We start from the raw sequence: 21,921 nt of genomic DNA on the forward strand, positions 1-21,921 counted from the left end.
TTTGCCTGATTGATTCTATGCTGATACTACGCAGTGACTGTCAGGGTAGACGCACGCATGAAAAACGGCTTTCGCAGGTCGCAAAAAGGTGCGGTGGCGATCGAATTCGCCTTGGTGTTCATCATCTTTTTCGCAGTGTTTTACGGGCTGGTCAGCTACGGCCTGCCCTTCGTAATGATGCAATCGTTCAACCAGGCCACCGCTGAGGCGGTGCGCCGCAGCGTTGCGGTGGACCCGACCACGCCGAACTATTCGACGGTGGTGGTCAACACCGCCAATGCTGCGCTGACCCAACAACTGCAATGGCTGCCCTCGGCCTTGAATCTGGTGGTCGGCACCGACACCAGTGCGGCGTACGACGCGGGGACTGGCACCCTGACCGTCAGCGTCAATTACCCGGTGAGCAAGCTCAATCAGATCATGCCGTTTCTGGTGCTGCCCGGGATCGGCACGGTGCCTAATCTGCCCACGCATCTCACCGCCCGCTCGAGCCTGCAATTTTGACCGCCGGCGATAAGCTTTTCGGACGCTTGCTCAAGCGCGCCCCCGTCGCAGCCCACGACTTGCCGGACCACCTCGGCGCGCCGCCGATCGGCCTGCATTTTTATCTGGATGGCAACGGCGATGTGTTGCAGATCGCCGGCCCGCTGCGGCATTTGCTCGCCCAGCACAAACCTCAGGGTCAGCCGCTGCCGCTTCGCGCCTATCTGCTGCCGCATAGCCTGCTGAGCGTCGAAGGCCAGCCGCGGGACTGGCACGGGCAATTGCTCGATCTGGATTTCACCGGCCTGAATGATCAGCCGCTGCACCTGCGCGGCTGGGTGCAGCCGCTGGAGGATGGCTGGCGATTGCAGCTGCTCGACATCGCCGACCTGTTGCTCGAACGTCAGCAAGCGCGCGACCGCGACGCCTGCCAGGCCCTCGCCGCGCAAGTCAGCGATCGTCTGCGCACCTGCAGCCTGACGCGTTTGCCGATGGTGCTCGGCGAACAATTGCAGGCCATCGCCCAGCGCTGGCACATCCCCTGCCTCGCCGTGGCGCTGCTCGATGAACAGGCCCAGGGCTGGCAGATTCATCAACAGTTTCGTGCCCACGACGCCCCGCAACTGTGGGAGGACGGCCAGCCATTGGGCACGCCGCTGGACAGCCTCAACGGCAGCGCGCCGCAACGCCTCGCCGGCCCGCAGGGCCGCTATGAACATTCGCGATTGCAGGCCACGTTCGGCAACGCCAACGGTTTCGCCGTGCCCTACAGCAATGACCAGGGCGTGGTCGCGTGGCTGCTCTGTGGGTTTTATACGGTCGACAACGTGGCGCCATGGCTGACCGATCGCGACTGGCTGACTCTGGCCGGTGCGCTGGCCGGACCGCTGCTCAGCCGCTTGCGCGAGCAGCGCCATGTGCAATCGATGGAGCGTCTTGATTCCCTGCAAAACCTGCTCGGCACTGGCTGGTGGGAGATCACTGCCGAAGAGCAGATTGCACTGGCGCCGACGCTGGCCTCGGCACTGAATCTCAGCGATCGCCTGCTGCCGGTAGGAGACTGGCTGTCGCTGTTTCATCCCGCCGATCGCGCCGAGTTGCGCAGCCGTTTGCGCGCCCTGCAACTGCAAGGAGAAGCGCTGACCCTGAGCGTACGTCTGCACCGCGCGGAGGTCGGCGCAGCAGCGACGTGGTATCGGATTCAGGGTCAGGTCAGCGGCACCGGTGAGCATCGGCGTCTGGTCGGATTCATGCTCGACATCAGCGACATCCAGAATCAACAACAGCGCGCCGCTGCCGCCCATGCGCGGCTGGATAATCTGATTGCCAGTTCACCGGCGGTGATCTACGTGCAGCGCTATGCAGAAGGTGCACTGATCCCGGCGTTTTTCAGCGCCAGCCTGCAACCCTTGCTGGGCTGGACGCTGGAAGATTGCGACACGACAGCGCTGGTCGAGCGCGTGCATCCCGACGACCGCGAACTGTATTTCCAGCGCAACCGCCAGTTGCTGCGCGAAGGCTCGGTGCGTGCGCGTTATCGCCTGCGCGACAACCGTGGCGAGTATCACTGGCTGCTCGATGAGGCGAAACTGCTGCGCAATGATCTCGGGCTGCCGGTCGAGGCGGTGGGCCTGTGGCTGGATGTCACCGACGCGACGCTTGCCGCCGAGCAGGTGCGGCAGAGCGAGGAGCGCTACCGGATTCTGGTAGAGGATTCGCCGGCGATGATCTGCCGTTATCGCCCGGACCTGACGCTGATCTTTGGCAACCGACCCTTGGCGACTTATCTGGAATGCACCCCGGAACAACTGCCCGGGGTTGATCTGGGTGGCTGGATGTCCGAAGAACAGCGCGCAGCGTTCGTTCAGCGCTTGAGCCAACTGACGCCGCAACAGCCAGTGAGTACAGCGGAAATCAGCCTGCAATTGCCCGGACGCGAACACGCCTGGTGGGTCTGGTCGGATCGCGGCGTGTTCGATGAGCAGGGACAGTTGATCGAAGTGCAAGCGGTGGGCCGCGACAACACCGAGGTGCGGCGCTCGCAACAACAACTCACGCAAAGCGCGAAAATGGCTACCCTCGGCGAAATGGCCACCGGCCTCGCCCACGAAATCAACCAGCCGCTCAACGTGATGCGCATGGCCATCGTCAACGTGCTCAAGCGCCTCGGCAACGGTGATGTGCAGGTCGATTATCTGACCGGCAAACTCAACCGTATCGACGCTCAGGTTCAACGCGCAGCGAAGGTGGTCGACCACATGCGTGTGTTCGGTCGCCGCTCGGAAATCGAACAACAGTTGTTCAACCCGGCCCAAGCCATCGAAGGCACCCTGTCACTGCTGGCCGAGGGCATGCGCGGCAAAGGTGTCGATCTGCGCATCAGCGAAACTGCCTTCGAGGCGCAGGTGCGCGGCTACGTCGATCAGCTGGAGCAGGTGCTGATCAACCTGATGGTCAACGCCCGCGACGCGCTGCTCGGCAAGCGCGAGCACGACCCGGCATTCAAACCGTGGATTTCAATCTACGCCGAGCGTGACGAGGAAAGCGTGCGGCTGTGGGTCGAGGACAATGGCGGCGGCATCGATCCGCGTTTGCTGGAGCGGATCTTCGAGCCGTTCTTCACCACCAAGCCGATTGGCGTCGGCACCGGCCTGGGCCTGTCGGTGAGCTACGGCATCATCGCCAACATGGGCGGCCAGTTGAGCGTGCGCAACTCCACGGAGGGCGCACGGTTCTGCATCGAATTGCCGATTGCCACGGATGATCAGATCACCAGATAGGCCTTGCCGGTCTGCCCGCAGGTCATGTTGGCGCCCACCTCGGTGTTCATCAGATTGATGCCCAGGCCTTTGAGCAAATTGTTCAACAACGGGTCGAGCAAGGGACTGATCAATCCGGTGACCACTGGCAACAAGCGGTTGCTGACGTCGCTGATCAACGAAGCCACACCGGTGACGACAGCGCCCAGCGGGTTGCTGCCCACGGGTTTGTAGACGATCAGGTTGATGCCCGACAGGGTGTTCGCCAGGCTGCCGACGATGTTGCTGGTCGGCGCGGCCGGCAGCAGGCTCGGCGGCAGTTTCAGATTGGCCGGGGTGGCGAAGGGTGTGGTGCTGGAGAACAGCAGATTCTGCGTGGTCTGCGCGACGCTGGTGTCGAGTTTGAGGGCGATGCCGCCCGCGCCGTATTGCACGTGGGAGGCGGCATCGCAACTGCCGATGCCGAGAATCTTGTGGCAGGTGATGATGCCGAGATCGACCAGCGGCAACGGCGTCACGGTTGGTTCGGCGACTGAAGAGAACGCGGCGACGGGATCGATCTTGCCGAGTTTGAGATCAGCCAGAGAAGTCGTGGTGGCGGCAGTCAGGCTTTTGCTGTCGGTATCGCCGGTCGGGCAGCGGTAATCGGTGACATAGCTTTTCGCCCCGCCGGCATCCAGCGCGATGTCGATCTGCGGTGAGGGCAGCAGCTTCGGATCGAGCTGTTGGCAGCCGGCACCCAACAGGCAGAACACTGAATTGAGCGTGTCCACCAGATTCAGGCTCAACAGTGCATTGAGCGTCGGCGTCAGCGTACCGACCAGGCCCAGCACCGCATTGGTCAGCCCCGTCACCCCCGAGAGCACCGGCAGATTCACCGACAGCAGCGTGCGCACCTGCGCGGTGCGCACATAAATCCGGTCCGGTCCCAACGGATCGGCCTTGGCCCGCGCCGGGTCGCCAATCGCCGAGAACTGCGGCGGCTCGATCACCTTGACCCGCACCGTGACACCGGCCAGCCCCAGCACGTTGACCGGCAAGGTCGCCGCCACCGCGCTCTTGCTGTTGGCCAGTTGCACCACGCCTTGCACCAGTTGCAGCAATTGCAGATTGGCATCCAGCCCCGCCGCCGTAGTGCCGGTCTGCAGTTGCAGGATCTCGCCGAGTCTGACCGGCGCCGCGTTGATCGCGGCGACCTGCAACTGGCCCAGCGCGGTGACCACTTGCGCGGTTGCGCCGTTGAGTTGCACCACCGTCGCTGCGGCCTGAATCAACTGCGTCACCGTCGCTTGGGTGTTGAGCAACTGCGAGTAGTTGCCGGCGCCGACGTTGAGGTCGATGGCCAGTTGATCGAGGTATTTGAGCAGGTTGATATCGGTGTGCAGCAAACCGTCCCAGCCCAACGCCGTGAGGTTGACGTTGCCGCCGAGCAACCCGGAAAACAGCGGATTGAGGATGTTCGACTGCGCCGTGTCGATGCTGGCGAGGGTGCTGCGGATATTCAGTTGGGCGATGGTCGGCTGCGGTTTGGCCGCGACTGCCGAAGCATTGAGCGTGGTATTGAGGCTGACCGGCGTGGCGCTGAACAGCGCCTGCACACCGCCAGCAAAACTGCTGGTGACCGTACGACTGGCGGCGACTTTGACTGCGCTTGATTGCGTGGCATCGACGGTGAAACTGCGCACACCACTGGCGGCGGTGGCCAGCGTGCCGCAGGTGGTCGCGAGCGTATTGGCGGCATCGACCACGTAACCATTGCGCAGCGCACTTTGCCCGGCATAACTGGCGGCGGTCAGCCCGGGCAGGCAATTGCCGCCGCGACTGACCGCTTCGAGGGCGGCGGTATCGACCACCCGCTGCAATTTGCGCTGTTCCATGTACAAGCGACCGCTGTCGACCACCAGCAACATCATCACCAGCGCCAGACTCAGGGTGGCGGCCGCCATCAAGCCGATCGCCCCGCGTTGCCGGGCCGGGCCGTTGCCTTGCGATCCTCGCGACATGGCGCACTCCTTTGCCGGCGCAGTGCCGAGCGCTACCTCCGTTAATGAAAAAGAGTGTAGACGCGGTCGGTCGAGAGTGCTGGCGTGGCGCCATTCCTGTCACCACCGCCACGGTGGGAGCGAGCCTGCTCGCGAAAGCGTCGTGCCAGAGGATTCAATGCTGAATGACACACCGCCTTCGCGAGCAGGCTCGCTCCCACAGGGACGGTTCAGAGCGGTTCAACGCGGTGGATAGTTGGCCAGAATCCGTGCGACGGTCTCGCGAATGGCATTGCTGCGGTCAGCCGGATTCGGGCGGTTGCTGAGCATTTGCTCATCGCTGCCGCGCCAGACCAGTTTGCCGTCCTTGCCGTCGAGCAGGTCGATCTGAATGGTCGCGACCTTGTAGGTGATGTTGCGCGTTTCGTTGTACATCGGCGCGCCCCAGTAGCCGTTCCACGGGCCACCCCAACCGCCGCCGTAATTGGTCGTCACTTGCTGCTGCCGGTCCTCGACGATCAGGTAGGTCTGCACGCTCAGATCACCCTTGCCACCGCCAGCGGCCGGGCGCAAACCGCGCTGATCGAGTTGATCGGACACCGCCTGGCGGATGCGCTGTTCGGTCAGGTCACTTTTGATGCGCGGATCATCGGGGCGATATTGCAGGGCCGGGTCTTTCCAGCTCCAGCTGCGATAAGCGGCAAAGTCGCGGCTGGCGTCGAAATCGTGATTGACCTGGTTGGCAGCGCAGGCACTGAGCAGCGCGGCAACAGCCAGTAGAGCGAGACGGCGGAACATGATTTTTCTCCGGGTGAAGACATGAACCTGCTGACACGACGTCAGCTGGGAGGATACGCCGCCATGGCTTTTTCCACAGCCTCGCGGATCGCATCGGCGCGTTCGATCTGATTGCCTTGGGTGCCGGTCTCGGCGCTGGCGCTCCACACTGGCTGACCATTGCCGGCATCGAACAGATCGACCCGCACCACTACGACCTGCTCTTGATAGGTGCGCACGATCGGCACGCTGTTGTACATGCCGTAACCACGACCATAACGATCATAGCCGCCGTATCCACCGTAGTAGCCGTAATCATCGCGCACCTGACGCAAACGGGTTTCCAGACGCAGATCGGCGCTGACCAGCAGGTCGGCCAGGCGGTTGTCGCGCATCGGCCGCAAGCCGCGCTGGTCGAGGGCGTTGGTGACCGCCTCGGCCACCTGCGCCGAGTCAGCCCACGCCGTGCCCGGCGGCAACTGCCCGTTGCGCCAGGCCCAGTTGCGGTAGCGCCCGTAATCACGCGGCGGCGCCGGGTAGGCGCTGCGGTCGAAGGTGGCGGCGGCTTGCGGCGGTGCCGGCGGCAACGGCCGTGACTGAGCCACGTAGGGGTTGCTGCCTTGGCAAGCGGCCAACCCCAGACTTATCAGCAATAACCCGCATTGAGCTTTCATGTCGCGCTCCGCTCAGATCGGCCGGCAGATCCAGTGCAAGTAACGCCCAAGCCCGGCGAAGCCTGGGTGACGACGGTGCGCGAGTTCCATTTCCAGCAAATCCGCCAGTTCGGCGCGGGCCTGGAATTCCACCGGCATGTAATCGTGAAATACCCGTACGCCGCTCTGACTTTCGACCTGCCACATACCGGCGAGTTGCGTTGCCAATTCCCGTGGGTCGAGAGGCTGCTGCGGGGTCAGGCTCTGCTTCTCGCCGGCCATGACGTTCTTGCGCATTTTCTTGAAATGGCCCTTGAGCAGATTGCGATAAATCAGCGCATCACGGTTGTAGAAGGCCAGCGACAGCCAGCCGCCGGGCTTGGTCAACTGGTGCAGCACCGGCAGGATCGCGTGGGGCTCGGCGAGCCATTCCAGCACGGCGTGGCAGATCACCAGATCGTAGGTCTCGGTGAGCTGACCGGGCAGTTCCTGCCACGGCGCCTGAATGAATGTCGCGGTGTGTCCGGCTTCGGCAAAACGCTGGCGCGCGCCTTCGAGCATCGGTTCCGCCGGCTCGGTGAAGGTGACGTCATGGCCGCGCTCGGCCAGCCACAGCGACATATGCCCCAGGCCCCCGCCGATATCCAGCACGCGCAGCGGCCGATCCGGCAAGGCCTCGGTCAGATCGGCCTGCAACACGGCGAGGCGAATCGCGCCTTTGGCGCCGCCGTAGATTTTTTCGGCGAAGCGCGTGGCCAACTGGTCGAAATGACGGTCGCTCATCAGCTGAACCGCCGTTCGCTGTCGGCGAGCTTGGCGCGCACCACTTCATTCATGTCCAGACCCAGTTCGCTGCACAGCAGCAACAGATACAGGACGATATCGCCGACTTCCTGCCCGGCGTGGGCGAGCTTGTCCGCCGGCAACTGGCGCGACTGGTCTTCTGTCAGCCACTGGAAGATTTCCACCAGCTCGGCCATTTCCACGCTGGCGGCCATGGCGAGGTTTTTCGGGCTGTGAAATTGCCGCCAGTCATTGCGGTCGCGAATGGCATGCAGGCGTTCGGTCAGTTCAACAAGGTTCATCGGGCTCTCCTGAAGACGCATAGCTTCGGGGGGATGCGGGCTGAAGGCAAGCAGCGCAGATGATCTATTGTGGGAGCGAGCCTGCTCGCGAAAGCGATGGATCATCCAGACCGGATTTGCCTGACACGCCCCCTTCGCGAGCAGGCTCGCTCCCACACATGATCCGGGCAAACCTTCTATCATGCAGGGAACTCGGCCGCCCTCGGCGTGGCCCAAGGCTCAGCTCTTTCATCAGGGATGCACACATGCGTGTAGAAAGCTTTTTCGAATGGCTCGGCCAGGCACTCGGTTCGATCATCCGCTTTATCGTCGACGGCCTCAGTGGCCTGTTCAATATGCTCAGCAACGCCGGCGGCAACTTTGTCGACGGCCTGGCGCAAACGCTGGGGATGGACACCTCGATCATCAGCATCATCGCCCTGATCGTTGGCCTGATGCTGCTGTGGTCGGCGATCCGGGCGTTCATGAACGCGTCGATCATTGCCGGGATCATCTGGTTGCTGCTGGGGTTGTGGTTGTTGAGCTGGATTATTCACTAGCGCTTCAAAAGCCCCTCACCCCAGCCCTCTCCCAGAGGGAGAGGGAGCTGACCGCGTTGCTTTGAAATTCTCCACCGACCTGCAATATCGAGTCGAACTCACGCTTGAGAGCGACGAAGATCGGCCCCCTCTCCCTCTGGGAGAGGGCTGGGGTGAGGGTGTTTCTGCCGCTACAATCCCCGCTCCCCCAAGGAGCCTGCATGTCCTCTCTGATTACCGACTGGCGCGACCGCCCGACTCACCGCAAGGTCTGGGCGCTCGCCGCGCCGATGATTCTTTCCAATATTTCCGTGCCGCTGGTGGCGCTGGTCGACAGCACTGTCATCGGTCACTTGCCCCATGCCCATCAATTGGGCGCGGTGGCGGTCGGCGCCAGTCTGTACACGTTTCTTGCCTGGGCGATGGGTTTTCTGCGCATGGGCACCACCGGATTTGCCGCCCAGGCTGCCGGGCGCAGCGATGGCGCGGCGTTGCGGCAGATTCTCTTGCAGGGCCTGCTGCTGGCAATGGGGCTGGCCGTCGTGCTCGGCACTCTTGGCGTGCCGCTCAGCGGCGTCGCTCTGCACTTCATGCAGCCGTCGGCGGAGCTGGATCAGCTGACCCGGGAGTTTTTCCACACGCGCCTGTTTGGCCTGCCCGCCGCGCTGGCGACGTATGCGCTGGTCGGCTGGTTCCTCGGCACGCAGAACGCCCGAGCGCCGCTGGCGATTCTGCTGAGCACCAACCTGATCAACATCGTGCTCAACCTGTGGTTTGTGATTGGCCTGGACTGGGGCGTGGTCGGCTCGGCGCGGGCTTCGGTAATCGCCGAATGGAGCGGCGCCCTGCTCGGCCTGTGGCTGACGCGCACGGCATTGCGCGCCTATCCGGGGCAGATCATCTGGTCGGCGCTGAGAGTCTGGCAGAGCTGGCGGCCGCTGCTGGCTGTCAACCGTGACATTTTCATCCGCAGCCTCGCCCTGCAATCGGTGTTTTTCCTGATCACCGTGCAGGGCGCACGGCTCGGCGATGCGACCGTAGCGGCCAACGCGCTGCTGCTCAACGGCCTGCTGCTGACGGCCCACGCACTGGATGGCCTGGCCCACGCAGTCGAAGCCTTGTGCGGCCATGCCATTGGCGCACGGGATCGCCTGGCATTGCGTCGATCGCTGGTGGTGGCCGGCGGCTGGTCGCTGATCGCCAGCCTCGGGTTTGCCGTGCTGTTTCTGCTGGCGGGGCACCTGTTCATCGAGATGCAGACCGATATTCAGAGCGTGCGCGACACCGCATTCATCTACCTGCCCTACCTCGCCGTGCTGCCGCTGATTGCGGTGTGGAGTTACCTGCTCGACGGCCTGTTCATCGGCGCCACCCGTGCGCGGGAAATGCGCAACGGCATGCTGCTGACGGTGCTGCTGTTGCTGCCGTTCGCCTGGTTCTTGCAAGCGCTGGGCAATCACGGCCTGTGGATATCTTTTCTGCTGTTCATGGTCTTGCGCAGCGTGACCCTTGGCGCGCAAGCCCTGTGGCTGAAACGCCGCGATGGCTGGTTCAGCGGCAAGGCTCACTGACGGACAGTCAGCCCGCGCCCCACTGCCGACGCAGGAAGTCGAGCCGTTCCGGCTGCGTCAATCCGGCCGGCGGCACAACCAGCACGGCGCGCGGATTGAGCAGGCGCAGCCACAGCCAGCCATCCAGCACAGCACGATCGCTGAAACCCAGCGCCAGACCTTGTTGCACATGCACAGCGATCGTCTGGTAATCAACGCTCAGAGACTGGCACCAGCGCCAGATGTGCTGCTCCAGCAGACAGGTTTGCAAGCGCTCGCGCTGGCGCCGGGTCAGGCTTTCTTCGATGCCCAAAGGTTCGACGAGCAGGCCGGGATTGCGCAGCTGTTGCCAGCCCTGACTGCCAATGGCGCGGTCGGCCCAGGTGCCGCCAAACCAGCGCAACTGGCGGATTGGCCCGAGCCAGCGACTCAGTTGCGCGGCGTCGCAGGCGTCGAAGAAGTAGCTGGCGGTCTGACGGTTGTAATAGCTGAGCAAGGCCCGGTGATTCAAACCGAACGAGACGGTAAGCATGCGCTGCAAGTGGCTGAGCAGCTGCTGCGCCGGTATCTCGCAGCTCAGCAACAGGCCGCGCCAGGTGTCCGGGTCGCGTAGACACAGGGCGGTCAATGCCGGACTCTCGCGCAAATCGACGAGAATCGGACCGTGCTCACTGACCGGCTGAAATTCGGTGCCGTCGAACAAGCGGTGCCGCTGCACATCGGCAAAGCCCTGGCGCAAGGTCAGCAGGGCGCGTGCCGCGTCCGGGGTGTCGAGCAACAGCCATTGCGCCATGGGCTCAAGCGCCGCGCCGCTCATCGTGCGCTGCTCTGATCGAGCGCGGTGAGCAGCCGGCAACTGCACACGGACTCGGCGCAGTGGTTGAAGCTGCCACCGCCCGGCATCAGGCACAGCAGCAGCAACGGCTCGCCAGACTGCAACAGTTGCTGCAACCCATCGCTCACCAGCAGTTCTGGGAGCGATACCGGTTCATCGTCCTCGACCGCAGCCTCTGGCAACACTGAGGGCTGGAGCACGCCACTGACCACCGGCTGATCGGGGTCGCCCTCAAGAAAACTCACCACCACTTCCACACCATCAGCGAGTGCCGCCGAGGGCAGCTCGTTCAAGTCAGGCGCGAGGGGCAGCCAGCAATGACTCGGCGAAGCCCCTTCGCCCTGATAAAGCCAGTCGAATTGCACCGCCACCGGCCGCGAGCAATCCGGCTGCGGCTCATCGACGGTGACCACCCAGGCTCGCTGCAGGCTGTGCATGCGCTGCTTGGACTGCGCAGCGGCAGGCGCACAGACGGGTACCCGCGCGGCCGCGAACAGGCGATTGCAATAGGGCGGTTCGAGAGACTGATCGGCACGGTGCTCGATGCGGGTCAGCAACCATGGGCGGTTGCATTCGATGAAAGGATGGTCGTCCAGGGGCAACCACTGACCGCTGCGCAAGGCGGGCAGATCGCTGTGGCCTTCGGCACTGGGGCCTCGCTGGCTGGCCTGCGAGTCTTCGTGCAGTTGCCATTGGCGGACGGCTGGAGCGACGCCACGCTGGTCATGCTCGGCCTGATAGGGCGCGACGTCTGCATGGGGCATTCGCGTCGGATCGTCGCCGAACACCAGGCAGTGCCTGTCGCGGTGATGCTCGAAGTAATAGTGAATGCGCGCCTCTGCGCACAGGCGCTGGAGCAGTTGCAGATCGGATTCGCGGTATTGCGTGCAGAAGGTGCGGGTCGGGTAGTCGCTATGCAGGTCGAAACGTCGTTGCAAGCCGACGATGCCATGCTCGCGCAGAACCTGTTCGATGATCTGCGGCACGCAGCGGCCACTGAAGATGCGCTGGCTCAAACGCAGGTCGAGGCAGTCGAGCCTCGGCCCGAGACGCACTCGACACAAACGCAAGCCATGGCCATGCTCGTGCTGGACAAGGCTGTGCAACTGCCCGTGCACACCCTGGCCGGGCGAGCCGAAGCACAGGAACGCAGAACGATGCAGCAGGCTGGCAAGATCCAGATGCGGATCGTCGATCACCACATCGATCTCGAAGGCAAAGGGTTCGCTGAGCGCTTCCCTTCCGGTAAAGGCGAGAACTTCGAAGGGGTCGGACAGGCCCGCTACATCGAGACGAAACGACGGCTCGTTGACTGGATCGAACATGGGCGGATCTCTACAGGAGGGGCGGCCGGGGATTCTCGCCGAGAGGCATGGCCGAGTAGAGAGGCGAAGTACAACTTAGGAAATGACCTACGCGAAAAGCAGACCAGATGAGTTTGCTGACCGTGATCGCACAGGTTTTCGTGAAAAAATCAGGAGATGTCCCACCGGGTTATCCGAATTTTCCACAGCTTGCGGAAAAAAATCGGACAACCCGGGCGGAACGCTATCGGGTCTCAGGAAGACAGATAGGAGGAGCGGGTCAGGCCCAGACGCAAGGCATCGAGGAACTGCGTGCGCTCGCTGGCACTGATGCGGGCACTGGCGCACTTGTCGCGGTAGTGCGTCATCAGTTCTTCCGGCGACAAGTGCACGTAACGCAGCATGTCTTCGATGGTGTCGTGGGTCTCGATACCAGCGTGGTACACGCTGCCATCGGCGTTCTGGTAGATGTTCACCGAGTCGGTGTCACCGAACAGGTTGTGCATGTCGCCGAGGATTTCCTGATAGGCGCCGACCAGGAACACGCCCAGCAGGTAATCTTCACCTTCATTCAACGCGTGCACCGGCAGGCTGGTTTCGATGCTCTGCTCGTCGACGTACTGGTTGATCTTGCCATCGGAGTCGCAGGTCAGATCCTGCAGCACCGCGCGGCGCAGCGGCTCTTCGTCGAGGCGATGCAGCGGGATGATCGGCAACACCTGATCGATCGCCCAGGTGTCCGGCAGGCTCTGGAACACCGAGAAGTTGCAGATGTACTTGTCGGCCAGCTTGTCGTTGAGTTCGTCGAGCACCTGGCGGTGCGAACGCTGACGCGCTTTCAGCGAGTTGTGCAAGCGACGGCACACGGCGAAGTAGCACTGCTCGGCGAGGGCTTTTTCCGCCAGGGTCAGCTTGCCGTCGGCGTACTGCGCGGCCACGTCGCTCATGTAGTGGGTGGCGCGCCAGTAGGTTTCGGTGACCATTTCGATGTCGGTCGGGCCGAGCAGATCGACCAGCCACTGCACGGTTTCCGGCAGGCTTTCCTTGTTTTCGATCAGCGGGATTTCGTCGTTGTGTTTCTCGACGTCGGTGACCTGCACAACCAGCATTGCGTGGTGCGCAGTCAGCGAACGGCCACTCTCGGAGAAGATGTGCGGATGCGGCAGACTCTGCGCGTCGCAGAATTCCTTGAGCATGCCGACCACCACACCGGCGTAATCGTCCATGTCGTAGTTGATCGAACTGGCGTTGCGCGAATGCGTGCCGTCGTAGTCGACACCGAGGCCGCCGCCGACGTCGATGTGATCGACCGGCAGACCGAGGTTGCGCAATTCGCCGTAGTAACGGATCGCTTCCTTGAAGCCGTGCTGGTAGTCAGCGAGGTTGGCGATCTGCGAACCCATGTGGAAGTGCAGCAGGCGGATGCCCTGATCGAGGCCGGCGCCACGGAAGCGCTCAACCACCGACAGCAGTTGCGCCGCCGACAGGCCGAATTTGGACTTCTCGCCACCGGTGTCGGCCCACTTCGACGAGGCCAGCGACGACAGGCGCACGCGCAGACCCACCTGCGGCTTGACCTTCAGCGAGGCGGCTTCTTCGATCACCAGGCCGACTTCGGATTCTTTCTCGATGACGATGAACACGTTGTGGCCGAGCTTCTGGCCCATCAGCGCCAGACGGATGAACTCGCGGTCCTTGTAACCGTTGCAGACGATGGTGCCGCCCTTCGGCGCCAGCGCCAGCACCGCCAGCAGCTCAGGCTTGGAGCCGGCTTCCAGACCGATGGAAACGTTCTGCGTGGCGATGATGTTCTCGATCACCGCTTCTTGCTGGTTGACCTTGATCGGGTACAGCGCGGTGTATTTGCTCTGGTATTCCAGGCGCTCGATGTTTGAATCGAAAGCACCGGTCAACTGACGGACACGGTCTTGCAGGATGTCGGGGAACCGCACCAGCAGCGGCAAGGACAAACCGCTCTTGCGCAGTTGGTCGACTTGCTCGAACAGATCGATAGGCGAGCTGCTCGGGCCGTTCGGACGTACTTCGACGCGACCGGCTTCATTGATCGCGAAATACCCGGCCCCCCAATGGCGAATCCCGTAAACGCTGCGGCTGTCCGCAACTGTCCATTGGCTGCCATCGTCTTTACGTGTGCGTCGTACGGACATCGAAGTCCCCTATAAAGAAGTCAGAGTGCGTCGCCTGAAGTGCAGGCCGGCGCAGTCTAAAGAATGAAAATGACGGTTCGTCAGTGCGGCGGTAGACCGCACTGACTGCGTGGAGTTTAGAAACCGGTCATGAACAGGCTCTGTGAAAACCATGGCGACGACGCCGGATCCGAGAACACTCGAAGCCGGATCAAGCCGCCGGAGGGTTTCACAGAGGCTGCTAGCCGCCGGATTTCTTCGCTTTGAAACCGTGCTTGATCAGCTCTGCCAAGAGTAGCTCGACGTGATCGCCCTGGATTTCGATGATGCCGTCCTTCAACGCCCCGCCGGTGCCACAACGTTTCTTCAACGTCGTCGCCAGCTCCTTGAGCGCGTCTTCGGCCAGAGGCACGCCGGTGATGGTGGTCACCGTCTTGCCGCCACGCCCTTTGCTTTCGCGACGCACGCGGGCAATGCCGTCACCGGCCGGGATCACGGTTTGTTTGCAGATACAGGCGTCCACCGGCTTGCTGCATTCCGGGCAATGACGACCTGCGTCGGTGGAAAATACCAGGCCGCCCAGGGCGGCGAAGGATGCGGCTTTCTTGGCCACCGGCAATCCTCTCGGGAGGACAAAGACTGATCGCAACCTTGGGCAAGGTCAGCGACCGCGAAGCCCCACTCAGGCAGGGGCAGCGCTACTGCATCGGCGCTTTTGGGAAGCGTTCGGTGCAGTTTGAAAAGGTCGCGCAGTGTAACGGCAAAAATCGCGATTGCTAAGTGCCAATCGGCGCCAATTCATGTGTTCTTTGCGACGTTGCTTTGCTGCGCCTTGAGATAGCGCTTCAGCGCGGCCAGAGAGTCCGGGCAATAAGGCTTTTCGCTGATTTCGCGCATGACCTGTTCGACGGGGATGAATCGCGCTTCGAGGACTTCTTCCGGCTGCAATTTCAGCGGCCCGTCCCACACGGCGGAAAACGCCGAACACCACAGGCGGTTGCCGGTGTCTTCGAAGTAGAAGTGATCGTGAGCGATGAGTTCGACGCCGCTGACGCCCAGCTCTTCTGCAAGCTCGCGCGCCGCCGACTCGGCGTAGCTTTCGTCAGCCTGGACCATGCCGCCTGCGGCAACATCCCAGTAACCGGGGTAAATCGCCTTGCTCAACGTGCGCCGGTGCACGCACAGCTCACCGGCGGAATTGAACAGCATGATGTAGGTGCCACGGCCAATCAGCCCACGCTCGCGCAAGTCGGAGCGCACCAGCGCGCCGAGCAAGTTGTCCTGCTCGTCGACCCAAGCGATCTGTTCGGCGTCCGAGGCGGCGCGATGGGCCGCCTCTCTTGTGCTCTGGCTCACGTATCAGCCCTGATTGAGCAGTTGACGCAAATCGATCACTGCAGCGTTGGCCCGGGAAATGTAGTTGGCCATGACCAGCGAGTGGTTGGCCAATACGCCAAAACCGCTGCCATTGAGGATCATCGGGCTCCACACCGGCTCTTGCGAAGCCTCCAGCTCACGGATGATCTGGCGCACGCTGACGGTGGCGTTCTTCTTCGCCAGCACATCGGCGAAGTCGACTTCGATGGCGCGCAGCAGATGCGACAGCGCCCAGGCCTGACCGCGTGCTTCGTAGAACACGTTGTCGATCTGCATCCACGGGGTTTCCACGACTTCTTCGTCAACCTGCGGCACTTCGCCGACCGCCGGAACTTCGGTCTTCAGCGCAGTATTGAGCTTGACCCGGCCGACACTGGCCGACAGGCGTTGCGACAACGAACCGAGACGGGTGCCGACATCGCCCAGCCAGTTGTTGAGGTTGTCGGCGCGGGCGTAGAACAGCGCGTTTTTCTGATTCGGATCCGACAAGCGCGACTGATAACGGCTCAGGGAGTTGATGCCTTCCTGGTATTCCGACTCGCTGGACGGCAGCACCCAGCTCTTGTTATCGAAGTTGAAGCGTGGTTCGGCCTTGGCCAGATCGGCGTCTTCGGCGGACTGTGATTGCGAACGGGCAAAATCCTTGCGCAGGGCGCGGGTCAGGTCACGCACCTGCACCAGCACGCCATATTCCCAGCTCGGCGTGTTGTCCATCCACAGGCCCGGCGGGAAACGGTCATTGGAAATGTAACCGCCCGGCTTGTTGAGCAAGGTGCCGGCAACGGTCTTCAGGGTCTCGACCGTGGTGTAGCCGACCACCATTTGCTTACCCTCTTTCTCGGCAGCGACCTGGGCGTTCTGCGCCACCGGAAACAGCTCCGGTTCCTGGCTCCAGTACCAGCCCAGCGCGATGGTGACCAGCAAATACAGACCGACCACTGTGGCCAGCGCCCGGCTGAACAGCAGCCCGCCGACATAGCTGCGGGTGGCCGACTTGGGCTCGGCGGCACGTTCAGGCGCGCTGCCCGCGCGGTTTTTCCAGTCCAGCATGGCGATATCCTTTCAATCACTTGGGTTCAACGGTTCGACCACAACCATACAACAACGTGCCAAGGCCTAGCACCCGCTATCGCGGCACTGGCGCAAAACAAGCGAAGGACGTCGCGAACGAAAGGATAGACGCAGCTTTCAGACGTTGAAGATGCGCAGCGAAAGCTGCCGCACTTGGTCGTCGGTAAACAGATGTGCAATGCCTTGGGCGTCAGTTCGGCGCTGACTGGGTATTCCATCAATCGTGGCGATGTAGGCCTGCGCAGGCAAAGGCTCACCAGTCACACTGTCGACCAGACGAAAGATTCGCGCGGTGCGGGTTGGCTGCTCGGGAGGGTTGTTCATAAGCTCGAGCACGGCCTGTTGGAACACCGCTTCGGCGCCCTGCCAGTAGCCATAGTCGGCTTCGGCTTTGATCAGGCACCATTCACCCTGTTTGATCTGCGCCAGGACTTCGCTGTCCAGATTGATCATCAAACCGGCCCGCAGTTGATCCAGACCTTCGAGCGGTTGGCGCATGCTCAACAGACTGCTGACGTGCTCCAGCGCCTCTTCCACGCAACAGACATGCTGGCGCTCGTGGTCGGTCAGGCTCAGTTCACGGACCAGCCTCACCGAAGTCCCTCGCCTTGCCACTCGTCCGAACCCATCGTCCGGCTGATTTCGTGGCGCCAGTAGATGCGCCGATAGCTGAAGTGGACTTTCTCCAGCTGGGTGAGATGCGACGTGGCCGTGTCGAGACAGTTCGGCATCAATAGTTCGCTGCCGACGACCAACGCATCCTCCAGCTCCACCGTGTAGAAGTGCTCCTGCACGCCGCTGGCCGACGTGCGATAAAACTCCACGCGGCATTCGCTCAGCAACTCGCCGCTGGACAGCGCCATATTCAGCAAGGGCGAAGCCTTGTCGAGGGTTTTGGTGATGATCAAGGGCCTGTGCATCCGCCGCCCGGCGCCCTGATCCTTGGGTATGTACATGCCATGACTGAGGGCCTGAACCATGATCTTGTCTTCGCGCCCGCTCTGGTAGGTATTGCCCACCGAGGCTTCAGTGAAAGCGCCGGCGGTGATCAGGCCCTGGCGGCTGCCGTGGATGGTCATGAAGGCTGGGATGGGCATGGAATGGCTCCTTTTTCGGGTAGGGGTGGGAGGAAGTGATGGGATTCGAGGCGGCGATCTTCGATTTCGTCGAAAGGAATCCAGGGTTTCGCCACGGCGAGAGTGATGAGGTAGCGCTCCTGATCGAGATGTCTGGAATCTCTGAAGCGTCCTAGAATCAGCATTGCCTGGTATTTGTCGCCGGCCTGCCAAAATGACCGCCCAGAAAGCACTCCTTGTCTGACGTATGCGCGCCAATCGGGGGTGTCCGTAATTGTCGGGTCGCCCTGCGTACCCATCGGTTTCCAGCCTTTTGCGCACCATTGGCTCTGCAGATCGGTAACAACCTTCATGGCGTCCTCAATCAGCAGAGGTTCGATTTGCGGAGACATGCGGATGCTCACGGTCAGATTATTGACGAACGTCACGGTGAAAAACCGAGCCAGCGGCGTCTCGAACCCGTACTGCGGATCAACGAAGCGCAGACGTGCATCCGTCTTCGGAATGCCACCGGAAACAGTCTTGCTGCCGCGATCCCACACACTGAACGGAGCGGTTGAATGTGCCTCCATGTACTCGTAGGTTTCGCCGATCCTCAAGGTAATGACTGGATCATTCCATAGCGGCTGCATCAATTGCCGCAAGGCGGCCAGTGCAGCAGCCACACAAACAATCATCCACACCCAGCGACGTCGGCTGATTTGCCGAAGGCGCAAGCTCATCAGCCCTCCTCCCTGAGCGCAATCTCGCGGATTGACTGCGCCAACAACGCCTTGTTGCTGTCGTTGAGCAACAGATCAAAACGACTTGCCGCCCGCAGCACAAACTTCATTCGCTGGTCGATATCGGACAAATCCGCCAGCGGGCTGCTATCAAAATCAATGGTCCGGCCATCATCGACACGCTGGCATTGGCTGGTCAGCGTCAGCTCGATGGCCTGAGCGACGCCGGAAGGGAAGTTGGTGATATAAGAAAAATGATTGCCGCGCAAAAGCGCAACCAGGTGGCTGTTTTCGTAAATGGTCGGCTGGAGAATATTTTGCTGCTCGTGCCACGCCAAATGCTTCACGCTTTCGGCGATTTTCCCAGCCTCTATTGCTTCAAAGGCCACCTCTATCTCGGGATATGCATCCCCGAACCTGAGGGTGTCTTGCCCGACCGGCCAAAGCACCGGCCACTTCGCATGCCCTTGAATCTTCTCCCGGTCGCGAAGACATTTCTTCAACTCCGCCAATCCCCGCACCGCATAGAACTGATGCAACGGATAAACATCCAGAAACAGCGTGGTATTACCCATCGCCATCATTTCGTAGACATGCCGGAACTGTTGCTCGGCCACCGACAGCTCTTCACCTGGCACCCGGGCATCCATGACAGACAGCGGATTACGCGCCTGAGCCTGTTGATATTCACGCAGGTCTTCGGCCTGTCCCGGCATTTTTTCCGGCGTGAGCAATCCGGATTCGCGTCGGCTGTCTCGCAGCCGCTGCCGCGCTTCGTATTCCTCGCGGATGCGTTCGATACTCTGTGCCGCATGCAGCAAGCCACAGCCGACCTGCTTGGAGGCAAACGCCGCCAGGCCCGCCCATTGAAAACGTGAGTCGTGCAACCACAACCGGGCATAAGCCGCGTTGATCGCCCGGTTGCGCGCGACCGGATCGGCAATCAGCACGCCGTTCGGGGCGACAATTGCCTCGGCGGCGCGCTGATAGCGCCGCCAGAGGCATTGGCAGGTCAGCACTGGCACCTCTGTCACCTGCACCCGCTCGCCGTACAACAGCTCTTCGTCGCAAGCGCAGTCATCGATGGGCCTGATGTTGTGATTGAGGCGCTGGGCATCACTGGCGAGTTCGGTGAAACATTGGCTCATGGCGGATGGACGGCAGCTAGGGGAATCCCTGAACCGTACCAGCCAACCGGGCCGGTGAAAGCGCGTAGAAGAAAAATCAGAAAGCGCTGTCAGACGCCGCCTATCAAGGCCGCTGAAATGTCGACAGCGCTGGCAGGATTGCTCGCTAAGCCCCAGCATGCGGGCACTTGGTCAAAATCAGAGGTAAAAACAAAACCACCCGGTCAGAAACTGAATCGTGTCGTCCAGCAGATTATTGACGTACGACACTCGTCTAAGGGAAAAGAGGTGCTAGCATAGAGCCACCAGTCGATCTCAGCATGCACCCTAACTAGTAGTCAGGATATGACCGAGCCAGAAGACCCCAGCCGTGAGCGTCTCAAGCACCACTTTGCCCAGCGGGTAATTCATCAGGCACGTCAGATTCTTGAGATATGGCAGCGCCTGCAACGCAGTGAGTGGTCCACCGTCGATCTCGCCGAACTGAGCGAGGCGAATCTGCGTCTGCTGCGTTTTGCCGAGCGCTTCGAACAGCCGGAACACACTCAGTTGGCGCATCACATCAGCCAGTCGTTGCAAGCGGTGGATGCCAATCGTGGACGCCTCAGCAGCGGCCTGATCACCGATCTCAATCGTTTGATGCAGCGCCTGTCGCGCACTGGCCTGCGCCATGGCGATCAGCTCGACCAGACGTTCCTGCCGCCGCTGCGCAAGCCGATCTACGTGATGTTGCAGGATCACGACCGCGCTGAACGCCTGGCCAAGCAACTGGAATTTTTCGGCTTGAGCGCGCAGGCACTGGACAGCGTGGCCGCGTTTCGTTCGTCGATGGTCGAGCGCTTGCCCGCGGCGATTGTCATGGACGTGGATTTCAGTGGCCCCGGCATCGGCCTGAAACTCGCCGCCGAAGCTCAGGTCGGCCTCGAAGAACCCCTGCCGCTGCTGTTCTTCAGCCTGCACGAAACCGACACCCCGACCCGCCTAGCCGCCGTGCGCGCCGGTGGCCAGGAATTCCTCACCGGCACCCTTGAAGCATCGAGCCTGCTGGAAAAAATCGAAGTGCTGACCTGCGTCGCCCAGTACGAGCCTTATAAAGTGCTGATCATTGACGACTCGCGCGCCCAGGCCCTGCACACCGAGCGCCTGCTCAACAGCGCCGGGATTGTCACACGCACCCTGATCGAACCGATTCAGGCAATGGCCGAGCTGGCGGATTTCCAGCCGGACCTGATCATCCTCGACATGTACATGCCAGCCTGCACCGGCACCGAGCTGGCCAAAGTCATCCGTCACAACGACCGCTATGTCAGCGTGCCGATCATTTACCTGTCGGCCGAGGATGATCTGGACAAGCAGCTCGACGCCATGAGCGAGGGCGGCGATGACTTCTTGACCAAGCCGATCAAACCGCGGCACCTGATCACCACTGTGCGCAACCGGGCGGCGCGGGCGCGCAATCTGAAAGCGCGGATGGTCCGCGACAGTCTTACCGGCCTGTACAACCACACGCACATCCTGCAATTGCTCGAAGACTGCTCGTTCCGCGCGCGCCGCGAGAACAAGCCACTGAGCTTTGCCATGCTCGACATCGATCACTTCAAGCGGGTCAACGACAGCCACGGCCACCCGATGGGCGACCGGGTGATCAAGAGCCTCGCGCTGTTTCTCAAGCAGCGTTTGCGCAAGACCGATTTCATTGGCCGATACGGCGGCGAAGAGTTCGCCATCGTCATGCCCGACACCGATATCGACGCGGCGCACAAAGTCCTCGACGAGATTCGCCAGCGCTTCGCCGAGATTCATTACCCGGCGCAGCCGCAGGACCTCTGGTGCACGTTCAGCGCCGGCGTAGTAGAAATGTGCGATGACTCCGACAGCCTGATGATGGCCAGCCAGGCCGATGAGGCGCTGTATCGCGCCAAGGGTGCAGGACGCAATCGGGTGCAGACCGCGCGCCAGTCAAAGCAAAGTGCCACTTTTTCATCGGAATCCACTGATTCGGTCATAACCTTGTAATGGATCCGCAATAAATTCAGGCGCTTACCATTTCTGCCGTTGGTAGCCGTCATGCGCCTGAAGTTGCTCACCAATCTCAACACTCTGCTGCTGGTCGCCGTCTGCGTGGCCCTTGGCGCCACGCTGTGGTGGTCGCAAAAAGCCCTCGAACGTCCGTATCTGTTGATGGAGCGTTACCTCGGGCTGTCGCAACAATTTCAGAACGAGGTGGCGCGCAACGTTGAGGATTATCTCGCCAGCGGTGACGCGCTGCGTTTGAGCAGCGCCGCCCAGGCCATCGACAGCGTGCACAAGCAACTGGGTGAGCTGCCCCCGACGCTGGCCGACACCGTGCAGCCAAGTCTGTCGAGCCTTGATGAATTCAGCAAAACCGACCTGCTCGCCGCCGGCAAACTGGCTGGCGATCCGCAGGCGCTGCTGTTGCAGGCCGAACGCGAAC

General features: G+C 61.8%; 20 protein-coding genes. 5 read left to right on the forward strand and 15 right to left on the reverse strand.

Annotated elements, in window-relative coordinates; all coding sequences use genetic code 11:
- The first annotated feature begins 57 nt into the window (after positions 1-57).
- Both J2Y39_RS18600 and J2Y39_RS18605 read left to right on the forward strand, forming a co-directional pair.
- Complete coding sequence (locus tag J2Y39_RS18600) at positions 58-504, forward strand: TadE/TadG family type IV pilus assembly protein (protein WP_024011435.1); 447 nt, start codon at positions 58-60, stop codon at positions 502-504.
- Positions 501-3,263: an ATP-binding protein gene (locus tag J2Y39_RS18605; RefSeq protein ID WP_310219116.1), complete on the forward strand. Its 2,763-nt coding sequence runs from the start codon at positions 501-503 to the stop codon at positions 3,261-3,263. The genes J2Y39_RS18600 and J2Y39_RS18605 overlap by 4 nt, the downstream gene beginning before the upstream one ends.
- Here the strand turns inward: J2Y39_RS18605 and J2Y39_RS18610 are convergent.
- The 5 genes from J2Y39_RS18610 to J2Y39_RS18630 all read right to left on the reverse strand — a co-directional run bounded on the left by J2Y39_RS18610 (position 3,248) and on the right by J2Y39_RS18630 (position 7,739).
- Positions 3,248-5,245 (reverse strand): pilus assembly protein TadG-related protein, encoded by a 1,998-nt coding sequence (locus J2Y39_RS18610; RefSeq protein WP_310219118.1) that lies wholly within the window; start codon positions 5,243-5,245, stop codon positions 3,248-3,250. The two genes, J2Y39_RS18605 and J2Y39_RS18610, sit on opposite strands and share 16 nt — an antisense overlap.
- 219 nt (positions 5,246-5,464) lie before the next feature.
- Positions 5,465-6,022, reverse strand: coding sequence for a DUF4136 domain-containing protein (locus J2Y39_RS18615; RefSeq protein WP_041480657.1), 558 nt, complete (start codon positions 6,020-6,022; stop codon positions 5,465-5,467).
- Between the two features lie 41 nt (positions 6,023-6,063).
- Complete coding sequence (locus J2Y39_RS18620) at positions 6,064-6,675, reverse strand: DUF4136 domain-containing protein (protein WP_310219120.1); 612 nt, start codon at positions 6,673-6,675, stop codon at positions 6,064-6,066.
- A gap of 12 nt (positions 6,676-6,687) precedes the next feature.
- Positions 6,688-7,437, reverse strand: a complete 750-nt coding sequence (locus J2Y39_RS18625; protein WP_217851275.1) for a methyltransferase domain-containing protein — start codon at positions 7,435-7,437, stop codon at positions 6,688-6,690.
- Positions 7,437-7,739: a MazG-like family protein gene (locus J2Y39_RS18630; protein WP_016771852.1), complete on the reverse strand. Its 303-nt coding sequence runs from the start codon at positions 7,737-7,739 to the stop codon at positions 7,437-7,439. The genes J2Y39_RS18625 and J2Y39_RS18630 overlap by 1 nt, the downstream gene beginning before the upstream one ends.
- A 245-nt stretch (positions 7,740-7,984) precedes the next feature.
- Between J2Y39_RS18630 and J2Y39_RS18635 the strand changes: the two genes are divergently transcribed.
- Positions 7,985-8,278: a hypothetical protein gene (locus tag J2Y39_RS18635; protein ID WP_073471796.1), complete on the forward strand. Its 294-nt coding sequence runs from the start codon at positions 7,985-7,987 to the stop codon at positions 8,276-8,278.
- A 200-nt stretch (positions 8,279-8,478) separates the two neighbouring features.
- Entirely contained in the window at positions 8,479-9,828 is a 1,350-nt protein-coding gene (locus J2Y39_RS18640) for an MATE family efflux transporter (protein ID WP_310219125.1), read from the forward strand.
- 7 nt (positions 9,829-9,835) lie between these two features.
- On the opposite strand, the gene J2Y39_RS18645 is transcribed toward J2Y39_RS18640, so the two are convergent.
- From J2Y39_RS18645 to J2Y39_RS18690, 10 genes are all read right to left on the reverse strand, one after another.
- Positions 9,836-10,624, reverse strand: coding sequence for a DUF4123 domain-containing protein (locus tag J2Y39_RS18645; protein ID WP_056787711.1), 789 nt, complete (start codon positions 10,622-10,624; stop codon positions 9,836-9,838).
- Positions 10,621-11,967 (reverse strand): contractile injection system protein, VgrG/Pvc8 family, encoded by a 1,347-nt coding sequence (locus tag J2Y39_RS18650; RefSeq protein ID WP_310219127.1) that lies wholly within the window; start codon positions 11,965-11,967, stop codon positions 10,621-10,623. The genes J2Y39_RS18645 and J2Y39_RS18650 overlap by 4 nt, the downstream gene beginning before the upstream one ends.
- Positions 11,968-12,200: 233 nt before the next feature.
- Positions 12,201-14,114, reverse strand: a complete 1,914-nt coding sequence (gene speA / locus J2Y39_RS18655; RefSeq protein ID WP_016771856.1) for an arginine decarboxylase — start codon at positions 14,112-14,114, stop codon at positions 12,201-12,203.
- Positions 14,115-14,334: 220 nt separating this feature from the next.
- Positions 14,335-14,706 (reverse strand): translation initiation factor Sui1, encoded by a 372-nt coding sequence (locus J2Y39_RS18660; protein ID WP_007914613.1) that lies wholly within the window; start codon positions 14,704-14,706, stop codon positions 14,335-14,337.
- 185 nt (positions 14,707-14,891) lie between these two features.
- Positions 14,892-15,449 carry an NUDIX hydrolase gene (locus J2Y39_RS18665; RefSeq protein ID WP_122508639.1) on the reverse strand — a complete coding sequence of 186 codons (558 nt, stop codon included), beginning with the start codon at positions 15,447-15,449 and terminating at the stop codon, positions 14,892-14,894.
- A gap of 3 nt (positions 15,450-15,452) precedes the next feature.
- A complete protein-coding gene (locus tag J2Y39_RS18670) occupies positions 15,453-16,520 on the reverse strand; it encodes a DUF2333 family protein (protein WP_016771859.1) in 1,068 nt (355 codons plus the stop codon).
- A gap of 138 nt (positions 16,521-16,658) precedes the next feature.
- Positions 16,659-17,135 (reverse strand): hypothetical protein, encoded by a 477-nt coding sequence (locus tag J2Y39_RS18675; protein ID WP_122601518.1) that lies wholly within the window; start codon positions 17,133-17,135, stop codon positions 16,659-16,661.
- Positions 17,132-17,638, reverse strand: a complete 507-nt coding sequence (locus J2Y39_RS18680) for an Hcp family type VI secretion system effector (RefSeq protein WP_095180910.1) — start codon at positions 17,636-17,638, stop codon at positions 17,132-17,134. The genes J2Y39_RS18675 and J2Y39_RS18680 overlap by 4 nt, the downstream gene beginning before the upstream one ends.
- Positions 17,617-18,339 (reverse strand): hypothetical protein, encoded by a 723-nt coding sequence (locus J2Y39_RS18685; RefSeq protein ID WP_177434211.1) that lies wholly within the window; start codon positions 18,337-18,339, stop codon positions 17,617-17,619. Before J2Y39_RS18685 ends, J2Y39_RS18680 begins: the two co-directional genes overlap by 22 nt.
- On the reverse strand, positions 18,339-19,487 hold the full coding sequence (locus J2Y39_RS18690) for a DUF2515 family protein (RefSeq protein ID WP_095180911.1): 1,149 nt from the start codon (positions 19,485-19,487) through the stop codon (positions 18,339-18,341). Before J2Y39_RS18690 ends, J2Y39_RS18685 begins: the two co-directional genes overlap by 1 nt.
- A gap of 324 nt (positions 19,488-19,811) precedes the next feature.
- Between J2Y39_RS18690 and gcbA the strand changes: the two genes are divergently transcribed.
- Positions 19,812-21,482, forward strand: coding sequence for a diguanylate cyclase GcbA (gcbA, locus tag J2Y39_RS18695; RefSeq protein WP_016771860.1), 1,671 nt, complete (start codon positions 19,812-19,814; stop codon positions 21,480-21,482).
- Positions 21,483-21,921 lie beyond the last annotated feature (439 nt).

This window comes from Pseudomonas sp. 2957, assembly GCF_031456345.1.
Lineage (GTDB): Bacteria > Pseudomonadota > Gammaproteobacteria > Pseudomonadales > Pseudomonadaceae > Aquipseudomonas > Aquipseudomonas siliginis.